General features: G+C 65.8%; 14 protein-coding genes. 6 read left to right on the forward strand and 8 right to left on the reverse strand.

The features are described 5' to 3' along the window. Window positions 1-34 precede the first annotated feature (34 nt). A complete protein-coding gene (gene efeU / locus F8O07_RS09195) occupies window positions 35-1,666 on the reverse strand; it encodes an iron uptake transporter permease EfeU (protein ID WP_192496740.1) in 1,632 nt (543 codons plus the stop codon). Window positions 1,667-2,016: 350 nt separating this feature from the next. Here efeU and F8O07_RS09200 point away from each other — a divergent pair, with 350 nt between their 5' ends. The 4 genes from F8O07_RS09200 to F8O07_RS09215 all read left to right on the forward strand — a co-directional run bounded on the left by F8O07_RS09200 (window position 2,017) and on the right by F8O07_RS09215 (window position 6,530). Further along, window positions 2,017-3,372 carry a PIG-L family deacetylase gene (locus F8O07_RS09200; RefSeq protein WP_192496741.1) on the forward strand — a complete coding sequence of 452 codons (1,356 nt, stop codon included), beginning with the start codon at window positions 2,017-2,019 and terminating at the stop codon, window positions 3,370-3,372. Window positions 3,373-3,488: 116 nt separating this feature from the next. After that, window positions 3,489-3,815 carry a ferredoxin gene (gene fdxA / locus F8O07_RS09205; protein ID WP_158031912.1) on the forward strand — a complete coding sequence of 109 codons (327 nt, stop codon included), beginning with the start codon at window positions 3,489-3,491 and terminating at the stop codon, window positions 3,813-3,815. Between the two features lie 3 nt (window positions 3,816-3,818). Beyond that, window positions 3,819-4,925, forward strand: coding sequence for a succinyldiaminopimelate transaminase (dapC, locus tag F8O07_RS09210; RefSeq protein WP_158031913.1), 1,107 nt, complete (start codon window positions 3,819-3,821; stop codon window positions 4,923-4,925). A 318-nt stretch (window positions 4,926-5,243) separates the two neighbouring features. Next, on the forward strand, window positions 5,244-6,530 hold the full coding sequence (locus F8O07_RS09215; protein WP_192496742.1) for a citrate synthase: 1,287 nt from the start codon (window positions 5,244-5,246) through the stop codon (window positions 6,528-6,530). A 537-nt stretch (window positions 6,531-7,067) separates the two neighbouring features. Here the strand turns inward: F8O07_RS09215 and typA are convergent. Then, window positions 7,068-8,975, reverse strand: coding sequence for a translational GTPase TypA (gene typA / locus F8O07_RS09225; RefSeq protein WP_158031915.1), 1,908 nt, complete (start codon window positions 8,973-8,975; stop codon window positions 7,068-7,070). 187 nt (window positions 8,976-9,162) lie between these two features. On the opposite strand from typA, the gene F8O07_RS09230 reads away from it, so the two are divergent. Beyond that, on the forward strand, window positions 9,163-10,596 hold the full coding sequence (locus F8O07_RS09230; protein ID WP_158031916.1) for an MFS transporter: 1,434 nt from the start codon (window positions 9,163-9,165) through the stop codon (window positions 10,594-10,596). Window positions 10,597-10,632: 36 nt separating this feature from the next. On the opposite strand, the gene F8O07_RS09235 is transcribed toward F8O07_RS09230, so the two are convergent. From F8O07_RS09235 to F8O07_RS09245, 3 genes are all read right to left on the reverse strand, one after another. Continuing rightward, entirely contained in the window at window positions 10,633-13,953 is a 3,321-nt protein-coding gene (locus tag F8O07_RS09235) for a DEAD/DEAH box helicase family protein (protein ID WP_158031917.1), read from the reverse strand. Between the two features lie 12 nt (window positions 13,954-13,965). Continuing rightward, complete coding sequence (locus F8O07_RS09240; protein WP_158031918.1) at window positions 13,966-14,196, reverse strand: SCO4848 family membrane protein; 231 nt, start codon at window positions 14,194-14,196, stop codon at window positions 13,966-13,968. 569 nt (window positions 14,197-14,765) lie between these two features. Beyond that, on the reverse strand, window positions 14,766-15,578 hold the full coding sequence (locus F8O07_RS09245) for a fructosamine kinase family protein (protein ID WP_225733266.1): 813 nt from the start codon (window positions 15,576-15,578) through the stop codon (window positions 14,766-14,768). 71 nt (window positions 15,579-15,649) lie between these two features. Here F8O07_RS09245 and F8O07_RS09250 point away from each other — a divergent pair, with 71 nt between their 5' ends. Beyond that, on the forward strand, window positions 15,650-16,003 hold the full coding sequence (locus F8O07_RS09250; RefSeq protein WP_225733267.1) for a YchJ family protein: 354 nt from the start codon (window positions 15,650-15,652) through the stop codon (window positions 16,001-16,003). 17 nt (window positions 16,004-16,020) lie between these two features. On the opposite strand, the gene F8O07_RS09255 is transcribed toward F8O07_RS09250, so the two are convergent. From F8O07_RS09255 to F8O07_RS09265, 3 genes are all read right to left on the reverse strand, one after another. Further along, complete coding sequence (locus F8O07_RS09255; RefSeq protein ID WP_158031919.1) at window positions 16,021-16,140, reverse strand: DivIVA domain-containing protein; 120 nt, start codon at window positions 16,138-16,140, stop codon at window positions 16,021-16,023. 177 nt (window positions 16,141-16,317) lie between these two features. Further along, a complete protein-coding gene (locus F8O07_RS09260) occupies window positions 16,318-17,313 on the reverse strand; it encodes an adenosine deaminase family protein (protein WP_158031920.1) in 996 nt (331 codons plus the stop codon). 14 nt (window positions 17,314-17,327) lie between these two features. Beyond that, window positions 17,328-18,668 carry an NCS2 family permease gene (locus tag F8O07_RS09265; protein ID WP_158031921.1) on the reverse strand — a complete coding sequence of 447 codons (1,341 nt, stop codon included), beginning with the start codon at window positions 18,666-18,668 and terminating at the stop codon, window positions 17,328-17,330. Window positions 18,669-18,719 lie beyond the last annotated feature (51 nt).

An 18,719-nucleotide genomic window follows, 5' to 3' on the forward strand; every position in this document is an offset into this window, starting at 1 on the left:
CTCTGATTCTCTGCACGGAGCGCAGAGAAAACCGTCACTTCGCAGCGGCGCCGGTCTCGACCGGTGCGTGGTCACCCTCAGCACCGGCCTGCCGCGCAGGATGAACTCCGGCCTCTGCGTCTTCCGCGATCTGATCTTTGGCCCGACGATGATCGAGCGCGCCCGAGAGCAGCAGACCGGCGGCGACGCACAGCAGCACGCCGGGAAGCCATCCCCACCACAGAGCACGCTCGGCCGCCTGCTGCTGTGCGTCGACGAGGCGATCGGTCACCGCAGCGACCTCGTCGTCGGGGACGACCCAGCCTGCGCCCAGACCGCCGCTGACGCTGACCGTCTTGGTTCCGCTGATGCCGCCGCCGGCCAGCACCGCGTTCAGCGTGGTGCTCTGCGCGGCGTTGATCAGCGTGCTGCCGCTCGTGCGGGCGCTGTAAGTCTGCCGCTGGCTCCATTGCGCCTCGAAAGGCCCAGGTGTGCGCTCGAAGTTCAGGCCAGACGGCAGCCGACCGCCGTTGCGTCGCTGCAGATCGGCGACCGTGGGGTTCGTCGGCAGATCGCTCGGCGTCGGCGACGACACCGTGGTCTCCCACTGACTCTGCTGCACGCCTCCGACGACGCCGTCAGAGACATGGTGCAGTGTCACGTCGTCCTGCCCGTCGACGGCCAAAGTGATCTGATCGGCGCTTACCTCGGTCAGTCGAACCGAGATGGTCGCCCCCGGTGCCGTACCAGGCCGCTGGGCCTGCAGCGTGTCTCCCATCGCATCCGTGTGCACGCGAGGCACCAGGGCGAACAGCGCCGCCGCCAGCACCACGGCGCCACCGGCCAGCCACATCTTCAGCCGCAGCCGACGGTGCAGCGGCACGGTGTGCGAGTCGGGCCAGAAGTAGATGACCAGTACCGGCAGCAGATAGGCCAGCCAGGCGAGCACCTCGATCAGACGAGGATCGGTCGGAATGCCGAACATGCCGGTGATGACCGCGCCCAGCACCGAGGTCTTCGGCATCCAGGCCGAGAAGTCGCCGATCTGCTGCTGCCCGATGACGATCCAGCCTGCCTCGTGTGCGGTGCGGAAGACGTTCAGCACCAGACCTGCGGCGATGAAGACGAGGAAGATGCCGGTGATGCGAAAGAACTTGCGCAGGTTCAGACGCAGCCCGCCGACATAGATCGCGAATCCGATCGCGACGGCCACGAGAATGCCGGCAGCCGCTCCGACGAGCGCGAGGGCCTCGCTCGACTGCGAGGCCTGAATGGCGGCAAGCAGAAAGACAGCGGTCTCGAACCCTTCTTTGACCACGGCGAGAAACGCCATTCCGGCAAGCGCGTAGGCGCCGCCTGCGTTCAGCGCGCTCGAGGCGTCGTGCTCGAGGTCGCGCTTCATGCTTTTGGCGTGGTGGTTCATCCACAGAATCATCGTCGTGACGAAGACCACGGCGATGGCCCCGATGACGGTCTCGAGGGCCTCCTGCTGGGCCTGAGGCAGATTCATGGAGAGGGTCTGCAGCAGCACGCCGACGGCGATGCTGAGCAGCACCGCAGCGGTGACGCCGACGATCAGGGGCCTGAGCGGCTTGCCGTTCTTGCGCAGGAACGCAGCGATGATGCCGACGATCAGCGTGGCTTCGAGGCCCTCGCGCAGGCCGATCAAAAACGTGCCGAGAAACACACCGTTCCAATCATCAGATGAAGTGTGGACTCGCCTGACACTAGCACCGGGAGTGACCGTACACACGGGGTTGAGCGCTATTCGGGAATCCGAATTTCTGGCTCCGGGAAGCCGTACTTTTTTGTCTGTCTCGCGCAACCGGGTTCTGTGCGATTGTCGACGCCTCTTGGCGGCCCTCGCTCAGCCGTTCACGCAGATAGACCGCCTCTGCGGTCGAACGGCGAGACTGCGCCCCGACGGAAGACGCAGCATTCGGATTCCGCGGCAGAGCCGGCCTTCGACGACAGTTTCGCCGCGGTGGGCAGCGAGCCGCTGTCCGTGTGTCGGCGGCTGGTGCCACAATGGTCGGCATGGAGAATTCCGCCAAACGCGTGCTCTTTGTGCACGCGCATCCCGACGACGAGACACTCTGGAGCGGTGGCACGATCGCCACATATGCCGCCCAGGGCGCTCAGGTCACCGTGCTCACCGCGACGCGCGGCGAGCTCGGCGAGGTGATTCCCGAGTCGCTGAAGTACCTCGAACACGATCAGCCCGAGTTCTCAGCGGCACGCGAGGCCGAACTCAGCCAGGCGGTGCGACAGCTCGGGGTCACTGACCATCGATGGCTCGGCGGTCTGCACGCCAAGCCCGCCGACGTCTCGCTGCATCGCTACAGCGACTCGGGCATGCAGTGGGGGCCTGGCGGGGTCGCCGAGCCTGCCGATGACTCCCCTGAGAACGCCTTGGCAAACGCCCCCCTCGATCAGGTCGCCGAAGACATCCAGGCGGTCATCCAACAGGTGCGGCCGCATGCGATCGTCACGTACAACGCCATCGGCGGCTACGGGCACCCCGACCATGTCATGGTGCATCGAGCGACCCAGCGCGCTTTCGACGCCGCCCATCTCGACGACGAGGCATGGCATCCGTCGACGCTCTTCGCGGTGCAGCGTCCGCGCAGCGCAGTGCGGCGCGACGCCGCACGCACTCGGGCCAACAGCAGATTCGAGCCGCTGCCCCACAGCCGACAGGTGACGGTGCCCGACCGGCAGATCGACACCAGTGTCGATGTGCGGCCCTTCCACGATCAGATTCGTCGGGCCATGCAGTGCTACCGCACCCAGCTGATCGTCGAAGGCGATTACTACGCTCTTTCGAACGGCACCGGCGGCCCGGTTCCCGGCTTCGAGTACTTCACCGAGATCGGCGGGCGCGCCTACGCGGCGTCGCCAGACGCTCAGCGCGATCTGGTCAACGGCTGGGAGCCGATCAGAAGCGGCCGATCAGAGGTCTATTACAGCCCGCCGACCGGGGCCGTCACGACCGGCAGACGACGCATCGTGCACTCGGTGCTCACGCCGATTCTGCTCATTCTGCTCGGCGTGCTGGTCACGTTCATCACCACTTTCAGCCACAACGCCGTCTGGCGTCCGACAGGTTCGGCCTCGCCGACGATTCCCTACGGTCTCGTCTTCTCGCTGGTCGCGCTGCTCGGCGTCGCTCTGGCGCTGCGACTCGAGCTCGCAGGCCGCTGGTCGGCGGCTTGGTATGCCGTCGGCGTCTGGGTGACCATGTTCGTGTTCGCCGCCTCGCCGCCGACGCAGGGTGTGATCATCAGCGGCCTCGGCGTCAACGGCTATATCTGGCTCTACGGCGGCATGCTGGCCGTCGCGGTTCTCGCGGTGGCTCCGCTGCCTCACCGCAGCGGCAGCCATTCGAGCTGATGCCGAAAGCGACCAGGCCGTCGGCATCAGATCGCTGCAGCTGGTGAGGACATCCTCATCGTCTGACGGCAGCACCTGGCGGTACACTTGCGGCAAGACTTTCGGAGGCTGATTCTGTGACCTATGTCATCGCACTGCCCTGTGTCGATGTCAAAGACCGCGCCTGCATCGAGGAGTGCCCGGTCGACTGCATCTACGAGGGCGATCGCACCCTGTACATCCACCCAGACGAATGCGTCGACTGCGGTGCCTGCGAACCGGTCTGCCCGGTCGAGGCGATCTACTACGAAGACGACCTGCCCGAAGAATGGTCTGACTACTACCGCATCAACGTCGACTTCTTCCAAGAGCTCGGTTCGCCCGGCGGCGCTGCCAAAGTCGGCCCAACGGGCTACGATCATCCCGCCGTTCGCGATCTGCCGCCGCAGGGTGAGGGCCACTGACGCATGCCACGCAATCTCGTCGCGCAGACTCCGACCTACCCTTGGGAACAGCTGAAGCCGATTCGTGAACGCGCCGCACAGCATCCTGACGGGCCCGTCGATCTCTCGATCGGGTCGCCTGTCGACCCGGTTCCCGACCTTGTGCAGCGCGCTCTGGCCGAGCACGCAGACACGCCGGGCTACGGCACCGCCGCGGGTTCGCCGGCCCTTCGGGAGGCCATCGCTGGCTGGTACGGCCGCCGCCGCGGGGTGGAGCTCGACACCGACGCGGTGATGCCCACGATCGGCTCGAAAGAGTTCATCGCACAGCTCGCGCTCTGGCTCGGGCTGGGGCCAGATGACGTCGTGGTGCAGCCCGTCGTGCACTACCCCACCTATGCGGTCGGCGCGGATGCGACAGGCGCGCGGCTGGTGAGCAGCGACGATCCCGACGAATGGCCGGCTGGCACTCGTCTGATCTGGCTGAACTCCCCCGGCAACCCAGACGGCCGAGTGAACGACGTGCAGCTGCTGCGTCGAGCCGTCGGGAGGGCCCGCGAGCTCGATGCGATCATCGTGCAGGACGAATGCTATGCCGAGCTGGGCTGGGAGGCCCCGTGGGATGCGCACGTGCCCTGCATCCTGGAAGACGCCGTCACCGACGGCGACCTGCACAACGTGCTGTCGATGTACTCCCTCAGCAAGCAGTCCAACATGGCAGGCTACCGTACCGGCATCGTCGCCGGTGACCCGAAGCTCGTGCAGTCACTGGTCAACCTGCGCAAGCAGTTCGGACTCTCGCTGCCGCGTCCGATCCAGGCCGCAATGACCGCAGCATTGGACGACGACGAACACGTCCAGGCGCAGAAGACTGTCTACCGTCGGCGTCGCGAACTGCTGCTGCCTGCGGCACGCACCTGGGGCCTGCAGATCTCTGACAGCACTGCGGGCCTCTACCTGTGGGGCACTCGTGGCGAGGACGGCTGGGACACCATGCGCGCACTCGCTGAGCTGGGTGTCATCGGCGGCCCCGGCCACTTCTATGGTTCGGCCGGCGAGCGGTATGTGCGTCTCGCGCTCACGGCGACCGATGCCGCGATCGAGACCGCCGCGGCTCGCCTGTCGCTCTGACTTGCGGGCGGTACGGGCACATCCGCCTGATGCCTCACGATCGCATCGACGCCCGACTGCCGCGAAGCCAGCGAACCCACGAGACTCGATCGTCGCGGTGCGCCGTCGCACGCGCTCTGCGCGCCGCTCATATCACGCACTCTTTGTGCCTCTCATACAGAGAGCCTTGTGCTGGGCTGACAGTCTTTGGCGAGGTTCTCCGACACCCACCGGCGAATCCCGGGCTCGATTTCATGAACTGACCCGCACCTCGTAGGATTGCGTTTGACCGTGCTACAACGCCGTGACGCCGTCACACATCAGTAAAGGGAGACAGCAGTGAGCGACCGCAACAAAACTGTGAAGCTGATTCATCCGAACGGTGAGACCGAGTTCCCCATCCTTGAGACGTCGGCGGGGCACGATGCGATCGACTTCACAAAGCTCACCAAGAACACGGGGCTGACGTCGTTCGATCCCGGTTTCGTGAACACCGCCTCGACCAAGTCGAACATCACATTCATCGACGGTGACGAAGGCATCCTGCGCTACCGTGGGTATCCCATCGAGCAGCTTGCCGAGCACTCCAGCTTTCTCGAGGTCGCCTGGCTGCTGATCCACGGAGAGCTGCCCACGCCCGAAGAGCTGACCGACTTCGAGTACCGAGTGATGCATCACAACATGCTGAACGAAGACTTCAAACGCTACTTCGACGTCTTTCCCAAAGAAGCGCACCCGATGTCGGTGCTCGCCAGCGCGGTAAGCGCACTGTCGACCTTCTATCAGGATTCGCTCGACACGCAGGATGCCTACCAGGTCAAGGTCTCGTCGGTGCGTCTGCTCGCGAAGATGCCGGTACTCGCCGCCTATGCACTCAAGCGCAGCCTGGGTCAGCCGCTGATGTACCCCGACAACAAGCTCGGCTACGTCGACAACTTTCTGCGTCTGACCTTCGGCATGCCCACTGAGGAGTACGAGGTCAACCCGGTTGTGAGCCGTGCCCTCGAACGTCTGCTCATTCTGCACGCCGACCATGAGCAGAACGCGTCGACCTCGACCGTTCGCCTCGTCGGCTCGACGCAGGCGAACATCTTCGCCAGCGTGTCGTCAGGCATCAACGCCCTGTTCGGGCCGTTGCACGGCGGAGCGAACGAGGCTGTGCTCACCATGTTGGAGCAGATCCGCGAGTCGGGCATGAGCGTCGGCGACTTCGTCGAGAAGGTCAAGAACAAAGAGTCGGGCATCCGCCTGATGGGCTTCGGCCACCGCGTCTACAAGAACTACGATCCGCGCGCCAAGATCGTCAAGGCCTCGGCAGAGTCAGTGCTCAACGAGCTGGGCGTGCACGACCCGCTGCTCGAGATCGCCACCGAGCTCGAAGAGATCGCGCTCAAAGACGACTACTTCCAGTCACGTCGTCTGTACCCGAACATCGACTTCTACACCGGCGTCATTTACAAGGCGATGGGCTTCCCCACGAAGTTCTTCACCGTGCTGTTCGCCATCGGGCGTCTGCCCGGGTGGATCGCGCAGTGGCGCGAGCAGAACGATGACCCGACCACGAAGATCGGTCGCCCGCATCAGCTCTACATGGGCAACGTCGAGCGCAACTATCCCGGCATCTGACCGTCGGTTTTCTGAAGCCCTGGCCTCCAGCTCACACTGAGGTCAGGGCTTTTTGCTGTCTGCTTTGTGCCTTCTGCCCTCTGCCCTCTGCCCTCTGCCCTCTGCACTCTGCCTTCTGCCTTCTGCCTTCTGCCGTCTGCCGTCTGCCGTCTGCACTCTGCAGTCCGCCTTCTACCCGCTGCTACAGCACCGCTCCGCCAGCCCGTGCACACTTCCGCTAAGATCACACGCATTCTGACAAAACCGTGATCGCACCAGCCAAACCGTGAACATGCCAGCGAAATCGTGACCTCTGGCAACCAGACCCAGACCGCGCAAGCCAAACCGTGACTACCGGCAACCGTGTCGAGGTGACGTGTCGAGCTGGTTTGAGTTCCGGCGGTGTGATCTGCTGCGGTACAAGGCACACAGGCACACAGAAAGAGCGGGTGGTCAGTGGGCATTGCTGCCACTGACCACCCGCTCTTGAGACGAATGTCGCTCCGCGGCGCGGGCACTCCGAAAAACGAGTGCTACGCCGCGTAGACGCCGCGCGACCTACTTCGAGGCGTTGCGACGACGCGAAGCCTCTTTGGCGCGCTCATTCGCGTCAAGTGAGACCTTGCGGATGCGAATTGCCTCGGGAGTCACCTCGACGCACTCGTCTTCGCGGGCGAACTCAAGGCACTCCTCAAGCGTGAGCTCACGGCTCGGCGTCATCGACTCGAAAGTGTCAGCGGTCGCCGAACGCATGTTCGTGAGCTTCTTCTCTTTGGTGATGTTGACGTCCATGTCTTCGGCGCGCGAGTTCTCGCCGATGACCATGCCCTCATAGACCTCTTCGGTGGGCTTGACGAAGAACGACATGCGCTCCTGCAGGTTGGTGATCGCGAAGGGGGTCACCACACCGGCGCGGTCGGCGATGATCGATCCGTTCACACGGGTCGAGATCGGGCCGGCCCAGGGCTCGTACTCTGCGGCCAGCGTGTTCGCGATGCCGGTGCCCTTGGTGTCAGTCAGGAACTGCGTGCGGAAGCCGATCAGACCACGCGACGGCACGATGAACTCCATGCGCACCCAGCCGCTGCCGTGATTCGTCATGCTCTCCATGCGGCCCTTGCGTGCGGCCAGCAGCTGCGTGACCGCACCGAGGAACTCCTCAGGCACGTCGACGGTCAGCTGCTCGGTCGGCTCGTAGGTCTTGCCGTCGATCTCTTTGGTGACCACCTGCGGCTTGCCTGCGGTGAGCTCGTAGCCCTCACGACGCATCTCTTCGATGAGGATTGCCAGGGCCAGCTCTCCACGGCCCTGCACCTCCCAGGTGTCCGGGCGATCGGTCGGCAGCACCTTGATCGAGACGTTGCCGATGAGCTCGCGCTCCAGGCGCTCCTTGACCAGACGTGCGGTGACTTTGGCGCCCTTGACGCGGCCGGCCAGCGGCGAGGTGTTGATGCCGATCGTCATCGAGATCGCGGGGTCGTCGACGATGATCGGAGGCAGCGGGCGGGGATCCTCGGGATCGGTCACCGTCTCGCCGATGGTGATGTCGGGGATGCCGGCGATTGCGACGATCTCGCCCGGGCCGGCGCTCTCACCTGGCACACGGGTCAGGGCCTTCGTCTTGAGCAGCTCGGTGATCTTCACGTTCTCTTGCGAGCCATCGCTGCGGATCAGCGCCGCCTGCTGGCCCTTCGTGAGCGTGCCGCTGAAGATGCGCAGCAGGGCAAGACGGCCGAGGAACGGCGAGGCGTCGAGGTTGGTGACGTGAGCCTGCAGCGGGGCCTCGTCATCGTACTTCGGAGCCGGAACGTGCTTCATGATGGCTTCGAACAGCGGCTCCAGGTTGTCGCTGTCGGGCAGCTCTCCGTCGGTGGGCCGGTTCCAGCTGGCACGGCCGGCACGACCTGACGCGTAGATGACCGGGACGTCGAGCAGTGCATCCTCGTCGAGGTCGGGCACCTCGTCTTCGAGATCGCCCGCAAGGCTCAGCAGCAGATCCTGGCTCTCTTCGACGACCTCTTCGATGCGAGCGTCGGGGCGGTCGGTCTTGTTCACGACCAGGATGACCGGCAGACGGGCGGCCAGCGCTTTGCGCAGCACGAAACGCGTCTGCGGCAGCGGCCCCTCAGAGGCATCCACCAGAAGCACGACGCCGTCGACCATGCTCAGGCCGCGCTCGACCTCGCCGCCGAAGTCGGCGTGACCGGGGGTGTCGATCACGTTGATCGTGATGTCTTTGCCGTCACTTGCCGGGCCGTTGTAGAAGATCGTGGTGTTCTTCGCGAGAATGGTGATGCCCTTCTCACGCTCGAGGTCGTTCGAGTCCATGACGCGGTCTTCGACCTCGGCATGCGAATCGAACGAGTTCGTCTGGCGGAGCATCGCATCGACCAGCGTGGTCTTGCCGTGGTCGACGTGTGCCACGATTGCGACGTTGCGAAGATCCTCGCGTGAAACTAGGGCCATCAGGTTCATCCTCAAAATGTGTGTGTGCCAGGTCGGGCACGGAACAGACGGCGGTCGGCAACCGCCGGGGCTCCATCGAGACGAAACGAGGAGCCAATCTATCTTAGTTCACACGCGTGAACATGGCGAACGCCATTCTGACGGCGTCGAACCTTCAGCCACCTGCACCCGGTATTCTGTGCCCTGTATGTCTACCGAACCCACCGCATCCACCACCCCGAAGACTGCAGCGTCCTGGCGCGATCTCTTCGCCGCCCCGAGCCGAGCAGCCGTCATCGTGCTCGCCAGCGGAATCGCGCTCTACGGCACCAACGTCTATCTGACCGCGAGTCTGCTGCCGAGCGCCGTCGCCGACATCGGCGGCCAAGAGCTCTATGCGTGGGTGTCGACCGCGTTTCTGCTGCCCTCGGTGGTCGCCTCGCTCTTCGTCGGTCGTGCCCTGGCCGGCTGGGGCGCCCGCCGCGCGTACCTCGTCGCGTTCCTCGGCTTCGCCACCGGCCTGGTGCTCAGCATGATCGCACCGAACATGCCGATGTTCCTGGCGGGCCGGTTCGTGCAGGGCTGCGCCGGCGGCCTGCTGACCGGTCTGGCCTATGCGGTCATGCGCGTGGCCCTCGCTCCCCGACTCTGGACGCGCGCTATCGCCCTACTCTCGGCCATGTGGGGCGTCGGCAACTTCGTCGGCCCCATGCTCGGCGGTCTCTTCGCCGAGTTCGGCATCTGGCGCGGGGCGTTCGCTCCGCTGGCGATCGGAGCGCTCGTCGCAGCCGGCCTGGCGCTGCGCACCCTGCCGCGCACGGCATCCGCGGAACAGCTCGAACGCATGCCGATCGTCTCGCTCACGCTGCTCACCGGAGTCACGGCGGCGCTTTCGCTCACCGTCGTCTTCACCGAGCAGCGGCAGGTGCTCGCCCTTCTCGGCGTCGCCGCAGCGCTGGCAGTCGCGTTCGTGCTGGTCGAACGCAGCGGGTCACGCACCCTGCTGCCGCACAGCGTCTACCGGGGCGGTTCGCCGCTGCGGTGGATCTACATCGTGATCGCCGCCCTGTCTGCCGCCTCGACGGTCGAGGCGTTCGTTCCGCTCTTCGGCCAGGAGCTCGCCGGGATGTCGCCGTTCGTCGCCGGCTTTCTGGGCGCGATGATCTCGTGGGGCTGGACGTTCGGCGGCATCCTCACCTCAGGCGCCGTGTCTGACGGCAGGGTTGCGACCCTGCGCGTCGGCGGCCCGATGCTGCTTGCGGTCGGTCTGGCCGGTTACGCCCTGGTGCAGCCCGCGGATGCCGGGCTCGGCACGGTCGCGCTGTGGTTCGCCGCGCTGTTCGTCGCGGGCGTGGGCATCGGATCGTCGTTCGGGCACACGGCCGCCGCAGCACTGCGCAGCACGGACGACCCCGTGGAATCGCAGAAGGCCTCAGCCGGGGTGAACACGGTGCAGCTGCTGGCGAACACGGTCGGTTCGGCGCTGGCCGGCCTGCTGGTGAATCTCGGCGGGCCGACGATTCCCGGCAGCGCACGCTCGCTGACCCTCTTCTTCGCGGCGTTCGCCGCCGTCGGCGCCGTCGCTGCCTGGCTCGCAGTGCGGCAGACGATGCCCGGCACGCGGCGCGAGACCGCACGCTAGAGGGCGCTGCTCAGGCTGCTCGCCGAGGAGCGGGGTTCAGCTCCACACCCGACGTCGCTGCGGCGACGGACGCTGCCCTCGACGCGCCTCGGTCATCAGAGGTGCGGCCTCGATGCCACGCGCCTCGATCAGCTCGCAGGGCCCGACGGTGCGACTCCACCGATCTGCGAAGCGCTTCGCGGTCTCTGCACGCCGACCGATTTCCTTCGGCACCGCAAGCAGCGTCGAGGCGGGCAGCAGGCGATCGAGCAGGGCGAGCGGGCCATCCGTCAGAACGCTGGCCAATGTGACCGGCCCACGATCGATGCGCAGCAGGAATCGCGGGCGTTCGACCGGGCCGAACAGCTCGCCGACGGCATCCATGATGAGACGGCGGTCGGCCTCGGAGCCGCCGTTGACGCCGAGCGTCCACGAGAGGGGTCGCCTCTTCTCGTCGCGTGTGGCCACCACCGTCAGGTTGGCACGGCCGATGCGCTCGGTGGTGCCCTCGTCGGCGAAGGTGTCGGCTATCGACTGCAGGGCGCCGACGTAGACCTGCTCGGGACGGGCCCGGTAGCGAATGCGCCGGGCAGCCTCGAGCGTCGGGCGCCAGAGCACGCAGACACAGACCACGAGGTACACGAGCGCAGCGATGAGGCTGCCCGCTGACAGGCCGAAGCCGAAGAACGTTCGCCCCATGAGCACGGCGAACAGCACGGCAACGGCCCAGAGCACTGCGGTGAGGCCGAGCAGCGTCGGCACGTGCAGATTCGCGACGGAGCGCCCGTCGCCGAGAACGGCGGCCTGACCCTCTTGGTCGGCGTAGGGTTCGCCGACGCCCCAGCGTCTCCAGGTCGTGGGCCGCGGTTCGAGGGCTGCAAGGCTGCGCTCGGTGAGCTTGGCCGCTGCCTCGGGTCTGACACCGCCTGGGGTCGTGCCGCCGGCTTCGCCACCCTGACCGAGCCGCACACTGAGCCGCGCGACCTGCTCCATCGTGAGCGCATGGGCGAGACCGGTGACGATCTCACGTTCGCTCTCGAGATCGACGCCCCAGAGGTGTTCGTGTTTGCGGTTCAGCCGGCTGAGCTCAGAGCTGCCGTCGAGCTTCGACCGTGCCGGCAGCAGACAGGTGACCGTCCAGTTGTGGGCGACCTTGCCCGGCCACGCAGGGTCGAGCCGCAGCGTTCGCCCGCGCAGCTGCTGCGTCGCCGCCGAGGTCGCGGTCGCGGTGAGATCGATGAGCGTGTTCATCGCAGGGCAGTCCCAGCCTTCGCCGAGCAGGCCGCGAGTGCCTACGAGCACACGCACACGCCCCTCGGTGACCAGGCGGTTGAGGCCCGCGATGATGGTGGCCGCGCCGGCGTCGGTGACGATGTCGACGACGGATGCGTCAGCCACACCCGCCTGTGACGTCACGCTGGTCTCCCTGGCCGTGTTCGTGCCGGTCATGCGCTCGGCCTCTGCCCCGCCGCGCACTGTGCAGGCTGCTCCGCACAGCTGAGACAGGGCGTCCGCGAGCGCCTCGGCCTGATCAGCCCTCGCTCGCAGATGCTGGCCGGTGACCAGCACCGGGTGCAGCTCGGCGATGATCGGATCTGCCGCGATGGTCTCGAAGGCGCGCAGCGCGCCGCTCTGGGCCGAACCCGTCGACCCCTCTGCCGCACCTCCTGCGGCACCGCGCTGGTGCGCTCCGCCCGAGACGTCTGAGACGCCCGAGGCACGCCGCTGCGAACGAGAGTTCCCGTGCGTCGCGAAGTCAGTGACCACCACGGCACGCACGAGCTCGCCGTCGCGACGCAGCTCCTCGTGCAGGATGTCGACGGCCGCCTGATCTTTGGCCGCGGACATGGCCAGCACCTGCTCGACGGTGTCTCGCCCGCGCCGCAGCCCGCGATCGGTCAGCCGCCAGCCGAAGTCGGAGAGCACGCGTCGCATCCGCCGCCAGTCGCCTTCGCGCTCGGGGTCGATCAGCAGCCGCTGCAGCGCGTATCTCGCGAGTACGGTGAAGCGGTCTTCGGCGGTCGGGGCGGCAGTCGATCCAGCGGGCAGGCGACCGACCAGCGGATGCCTCGGATCGAGGTCGGCGAGCATGACGGCCGCCGCATGGGCGAGGTCGAAGTCGGTGTCGAACGCCCGTGCGAGGGCGGCGTCTCTGGCCGCCTGGGTCTCAAGGGCGGGCGGCCGGAAGGCTGCAAGGGACGCGCCGGGGGCATCCTCGGGGTCGGGCGACACGGCAGCAGGCGACACGGCAGCAGACGACTCAGAAACAGACGACACGGAAGTGGCCACGGGCGGTTGCAGCACCGAGATCAGCCAGTCGTGCCCGTCGGCCGTGCCGAGGGTGTCGGCGATCAGCTGCTGCAGCTCGTCGTCGTGACGCCGCAGAAAGCGCTGCTCGTCGGGGGTCGGCTCGGTGAACCACACGATGTCGCGAGACGGTGCGAGGTTGCCCTCGCGGATCACCGCCGGAGTCGGCACTTCGTAGTCGACTTCGCCGAGCAGCTGTGCGTAGTTCGCGTAGTGCGGGTCTTCGCTCGAGGGCAGCGTCGCAGTGAGCCCGATGAGCAGCGGAGTGTCGCCGGTGGCTCGGATGCGCGCGACGAGGCAGCGGATGACCAACGCCCAGTGGTCGAGCAGGTGATGGCATTCGTCAAGGATGATCGTGCGCACGCCATGCGCGACGAGCCGGTCGATCAGCGCGACCGCGTTCGGGTGCAGCGCGCGTTCGATCGTGGCGGGGTCGTCTGCGATCTCGGCTTTGCGGGCCCGAGCTGCGCGGCGGCGCACTCCTGCACGCCAGGCCTGAGGGTTGCTCTGCTCAAGTGCAGAGAGCCAGGCGCGGGCATCGTGCTCGGTGCGCCCGCCTTCGACGAGCTCTGTGACCCACATCTCAGCTGCGACGTCGTCGAACGGATTCGAGTCGGCGACGGTGCTGACCATCTGATAGGTCAAGGCGGTGAGGTCGCCGAGGTGCTGCGGGTCTTCGGAGACCGCAGGATCGGGCGACGCCGTCTGGTCTGTGGCGCTGGTCGCCAGACCGCTCGCCGTTCGCCCCCACTGCTGACGGATGGTCACTGTCGGCGCGAACACGACGGAACGCCGACCATCGCGCATGGCGAGCAAGAGCCCGACGAGCGTCTTGCCCGAACCCGGTGGTGCGACAATGTGCAGGCTTTCGTGGCTGCCCACCTCGATGCGCTGCAGAATGTCGCGCTGATACGTGCGCAGCGTGCCGGTGAACTGCCACGCGCTCAGCGGATGCTGTGAGTCGGCGCGCACTCCTCTGACAGGTTCTGCGTGTGCAGACGACGGTTCGTTCTGCGGTGCGGCGACAGAGACTCGCTTGTTCGCAGGCCTCTTCTTCTTTCGCTTTTCCACAGCTGTCGCACCTTAGGCAGCGGTCGCGGCGCTCACCAGACCGATGACCCCGGCGACTGCACTCACTGCGGCGAGAGTCAAGGCGATCGCGATGAGAATCTGGTGCACCCGCAGAAAGCTCGTGGCCTTGCCGTTCTCGTCGCGAGCGCGCTTGTCCTGCGACACACGGCGCAGAAACTGCGGCCAGACGATCACGTTGAAGAAGGCATTGACAAGCAAAACCACTGAGATGAAGATGAGCATGCACACAGCCTAGTTGCTGCGCCTCATTCGAGCTCCGGTTCAGACGCTCGCTGCGCAGTCAGCAGTCAGCAGTCAGCCGACAACAGACAACAGACAACAGACAACAGACAGGGCGTACCCGTGCAACGAAGTCGACGGGTTCTACGCACTTGCACAAGGAAGTCGACATATTTTACGCACTAGAAGATCTAGTGCAGCACATTCTCTGCACTCACGAGCTCTCTCCGACATCCCCAACCGCGAAAGCACAGAACCAGCGACTATCAGCCGCGCATGGCCACACATTCTGCACACTCACGCCAGAAGGCCGACAGGTTCTACGCACTCGCGCTGGAGATCGGTCGGTTCTACGCACCCGTACAAGGAGGCCGACAGGTTCTACTCACTCGCGCAACGAAGTCGACGGGTTCTGCGCACTCACCAGCCGTCGCATGCAGTCCGAGCCTCGAATGCGCAGATTCTGTGGCCATCAGCCGGTGATGACCACACCTTCTGCACACTCGGCAGAACAGATACATGAGCCCAGCTGCGAAAGCGCAGAACCTGCGAACAGAGCCCGCAACCCGAACTCAGCAGTAGCGTCGGGCCAGGGTGACAGCCGCTTCGATATACCCGCCCGCGTATTTGTACGCATGCATGATGATCATGGCCAGTTCATGCAGACCGACTCTTTCACGCCATCCGTCTGCCAACGGTGAGACCTCGTCGTAGGCGGCCACGACATCCGCACGGAGGGGCAGACCGAAGACCGCGAGCGACGCGAGATCGGTCTCGGCGTGCCCGCCCTGCGCATACGGATCGATCAGCGTCACCCCGGTCGGCCCGCCGTCGTACATCACGTTGCCGCCCCAAAGGTCTCCGTGATTGCGGGCGACTGTGTGGCCGGCTTCGCGCACGAGCGCTGGCTGAACGACGTCGAACTCCCCGGCACGCAGCCGGTCGCAGACCCGATCGAACACCGCACGCTGGGCAGCGTCGATGTCTCCGCGGTCGCTGAGACGCTCGGCGAACACCTCGATGCGGCTGTCGGCATAGAGCGTGCCCCAGTTCGGGGCCGCCTGCGTCTCGTCGAGTACGAGCGGGGTGTGGGAGTGGCCGACCCACGACGGTCCCACCCAGTCGTCCGGCGGGCACCCCCACCACGGAGCCCCGGCGGCATGCGTGTGTGCGAGGGCGCGTCCGAACGCTCGCGCGGATGCCGCAGTCGGCATGGTCTCGTGCACCCGCTCGATCGCGAGCTCGGTCTCGTCGACGCGGAAGACTCGGGCGATGTGCACTCCCCCATCAGGCTCGGCTTCGGCCAGCCAGCGCAGACTCGCCGCTTCGCCCGGAAGATTGTCGCCAGGCCGCTTAGTCTTCAGAAAGATGTCGAGATCTTGCACGTGGCGAGTCTACGACGCGAGACTGTGCGGGCTGGGCATATGTGGGCGCGGTGCAATCGTAGACTCATGGTGTGACGAACGAGACCTCTGCCCCGTCGACCAGCGCGCCCGAGGCGTGGCCCGAGACCGCCGAGGCGCTGATGAGGTCGCGTTTCGAGGCGTTCCGTCAGGAGGATGCCGCCTGGCTGCTCGCCTCCTGGCACCCGCGCACGAGGCCTGCTGAGCTACGATTCGATCCCGAGGTTCGATGGAGGGGGCTGCAGATCGTCGACACAGTCGCCGGCGAGCCCGACGACTCCGAGGGGATTGTGGAGTTTCGCGCCACATACATGGCTGGCGGCGAGCGCGGCATTCAGCACGAACGCTCGCGCTTCGTGCGCGATCAGGGCCGCTGGGTCTACCTCGACGGCGAGGTGCGCGACTGACTCAGACCGGTGGTGTCTCAGCCGTGGGGCAGGCGCGCCGCGACGTCGTCGAGAAAGTCGTCTACGGCATCCTGCGCATAGCCGAGCTGAAAGCGCACGACCGGAAAGCGTGCGCTGCGCAGGCGGTCTACCGTCATGACGCTCGTGGCCGGCTCGCCGCGTTCGACCTGCTCGCACAGAGGCTCGTCAAGGACGACCCCAGCCTGCGTTTCGGCCGACCTTGCACGCGATCCGGGCCCACAGACGTGCGCCGTGAGCTTGGCCTCCGGGCAACTCAGCCGTCTTGTGGTCGCATCCCCCGCGAAGGCGAACCATCAGTCGCCGAAGACCCGAGCGCGCAGCTCGCTCTTGCCCTCTGCATCGAGGAACGTCGCATTGACGGAGTTGTTCAGCAGCCAGCTCTGATCTTTGTCTGGTATCACCTCGGCGGCGATCTCCATCTCACGCCGCAGCGTCGTCGGAAAGAGGGATGGGTCATCGGAGTTCACCGTCACGTGGAGCCCCCCGGCGACCATTCCGGCAACAGACTCACGGCGCCACTGCAGCAGGGCTCGTCGCGACGTCGTGAACGCGATGTTGAAGATCGTTCCCTGCTCGGCGCACCGTTCGACCAACTGGGGATCACGCAGGATCTGATAGCCGTGGTCGATACGATCGCAGCCCAGAACGTCAAGAGCGGTCGCGACCGTCGCCGCGGTCGGTGCATGCTCTCCGGCATGAGCTGTCCGGTGCAGCCCGTGGCGGCCGGCCAGCTGAAAGGCTGCGGCGAATTTCTCGGGAAGCCCTGCGAGCTCGTAGAAGTCGAGTCCGATGCCGACGATGTCATCGCTGGGGTTGTCGATGACTGTCTGAACCATCTGTTCGGCGACAGCTGCCGTGTCTTCGCGGTTGACCGCCGCGATCGCCCGCCCGTCGACTCCGAGTTCGCTACGAGCGCGCGACAGCCCATCGGCGATACCGGCTGCCATCTCGCCGTAGGCGACACCGTTCTGCATGTGCACTGACGGGCTGAACGCCAGCTCGGCATAGCAGAGGTCGCTGTCACGCTGACCGTCTTCGAGCGCTTCGAAGACGACACGTGCGAAGTCTTCACGTGTCTGGAGGCTGTCAGAGATCAGCTCGTAGACGCGCAGCAGCGGAAACCATGGTCCGTGTGATCTCTCGGCCTCGGTCGGGTCGGAATTGATGCGTGGGTACAGGTCGGCAGCCGGGAGGGGCAGCGCGACGCTGTTCTTGTCGGCGAGCTCCTGCAGCGTGGCGGCACGCACTGTGCCGGGCAGGTGGATGTGCAGATCGATCAGAGACGGCATTCGAGAGCTCTTTTCTACGCGACGGCGATGAAGAAGTAGACGAGGAAGGGAGCCATGACCCACATGCCGGGGTGGACGTCACGCCACTTGCCGGCAAGCACTTTGACCAGTACGAAGCACAGCAGTCCGGCTGCGATGCCCGTTCCGAAGTTGCCCCAGAAGATCGTGCATGCGAGCACCATGGCGGCAGGAATCAGCTCGGTGAGGTCGTCGGTCGAGATGCGGCGAAAACCTGAGAGGATTTTGAGCCCGACCACGATCACAACGGGTGCGGTGGCCGCAGCGGGAATCGCCGCAGCCAACGGCGTGGCGAACAGCAGCACCAAGAAGCACGCTGCCGTCCAGAGTGACGACGCACCCGTGCGACCGCCGGCCTCTGCACCAGCAGTCGACTCTGCATATGTGGTGACTGACGGGGCGCCGAAGAGCGAACCGCCGATGATCGTCGACGAGTCGACGAGAAACGCCCGCTTCGGGTCGACCAGTGCTGGGCTGCCCGGATGCTTCGCACGGCCCAGATGATCGGTGACCGTCATAATCACACCGGTGGTCGAGAAGAACTCCGATGCGAAGAAGGCGAAGAGATAGGGCAGGTAGTGCGGCGATAGGGACGTGACCAAGTCGATGTGGAAGAGCAGCGAGCCGTCGAACTGCGGCAGCGAAAACGCGGAGCCGTGCAGCTGAGTGAGTCCCAGAGGAATGCCCACCAAGGTGGCGGCGACGATGACGATGATGAAGGCGCCCGGAACTCTGCGCGCGACCAGGGCGATGAGCACCACGACCGCGGCAAGCGTCAGAAGAGCTGCCGGGCTGCCAAGATCACCAAGCTTCAATGATGACTTGCCCGGAACCACCAGCCCGGCTGACCGAAAGCCGACGAATGCGATGAACAGGCCGATCGCCGGGCCGATGGCGAGTCGAATCGAGGCAGGTATGATGCGCGTCACCAGGCTGCGGATGCCGAAGAGGGTGAGCAACAGGAACACGACGCCCGACCAGAACACCATGCCCATGGCCACCGGGTACTCGATCTGCCCGTCAAGCACGAGGGTATAGGCCACCAGAGACACGCCGCCCAAGCCAGGAGCCAGCACCATCGGAAGGTTGCCGAAGACGCCCATAGCCGCCGTGCCGAGAATGATCACGGTGATGACGCACGTGGTGATTGCGGCCACGGGCAGCCCGGCGTCTTCCAACATGCCGGGAATCACGACGACGGTGTATGCCGTGGCCAGGAACATGCTCAGGCCTGCGATCAGTTCGCGAACGGGGGTCGACCCGTTCCCGACGATGTCAAAGAGTGGCCGCGACCGTCTGCGAACGGGCGTCGAGGTCTTCGTGGTGTTACCGGGCATGGATCCTCCTCGAGCGGCTCGTGGCAGAGCCTGCCAAGAGAACGAGCCGCA

It is taken from the genome of Pseudoclavibacter sp. CFCC 13796 (assembly GCF_008831185.1).
Lineage (GTDB): Bacteria > Actinomycetota > Actinomycetes > Actinomycetales > Microbacteriaceae > Pseudoclavibacter_A.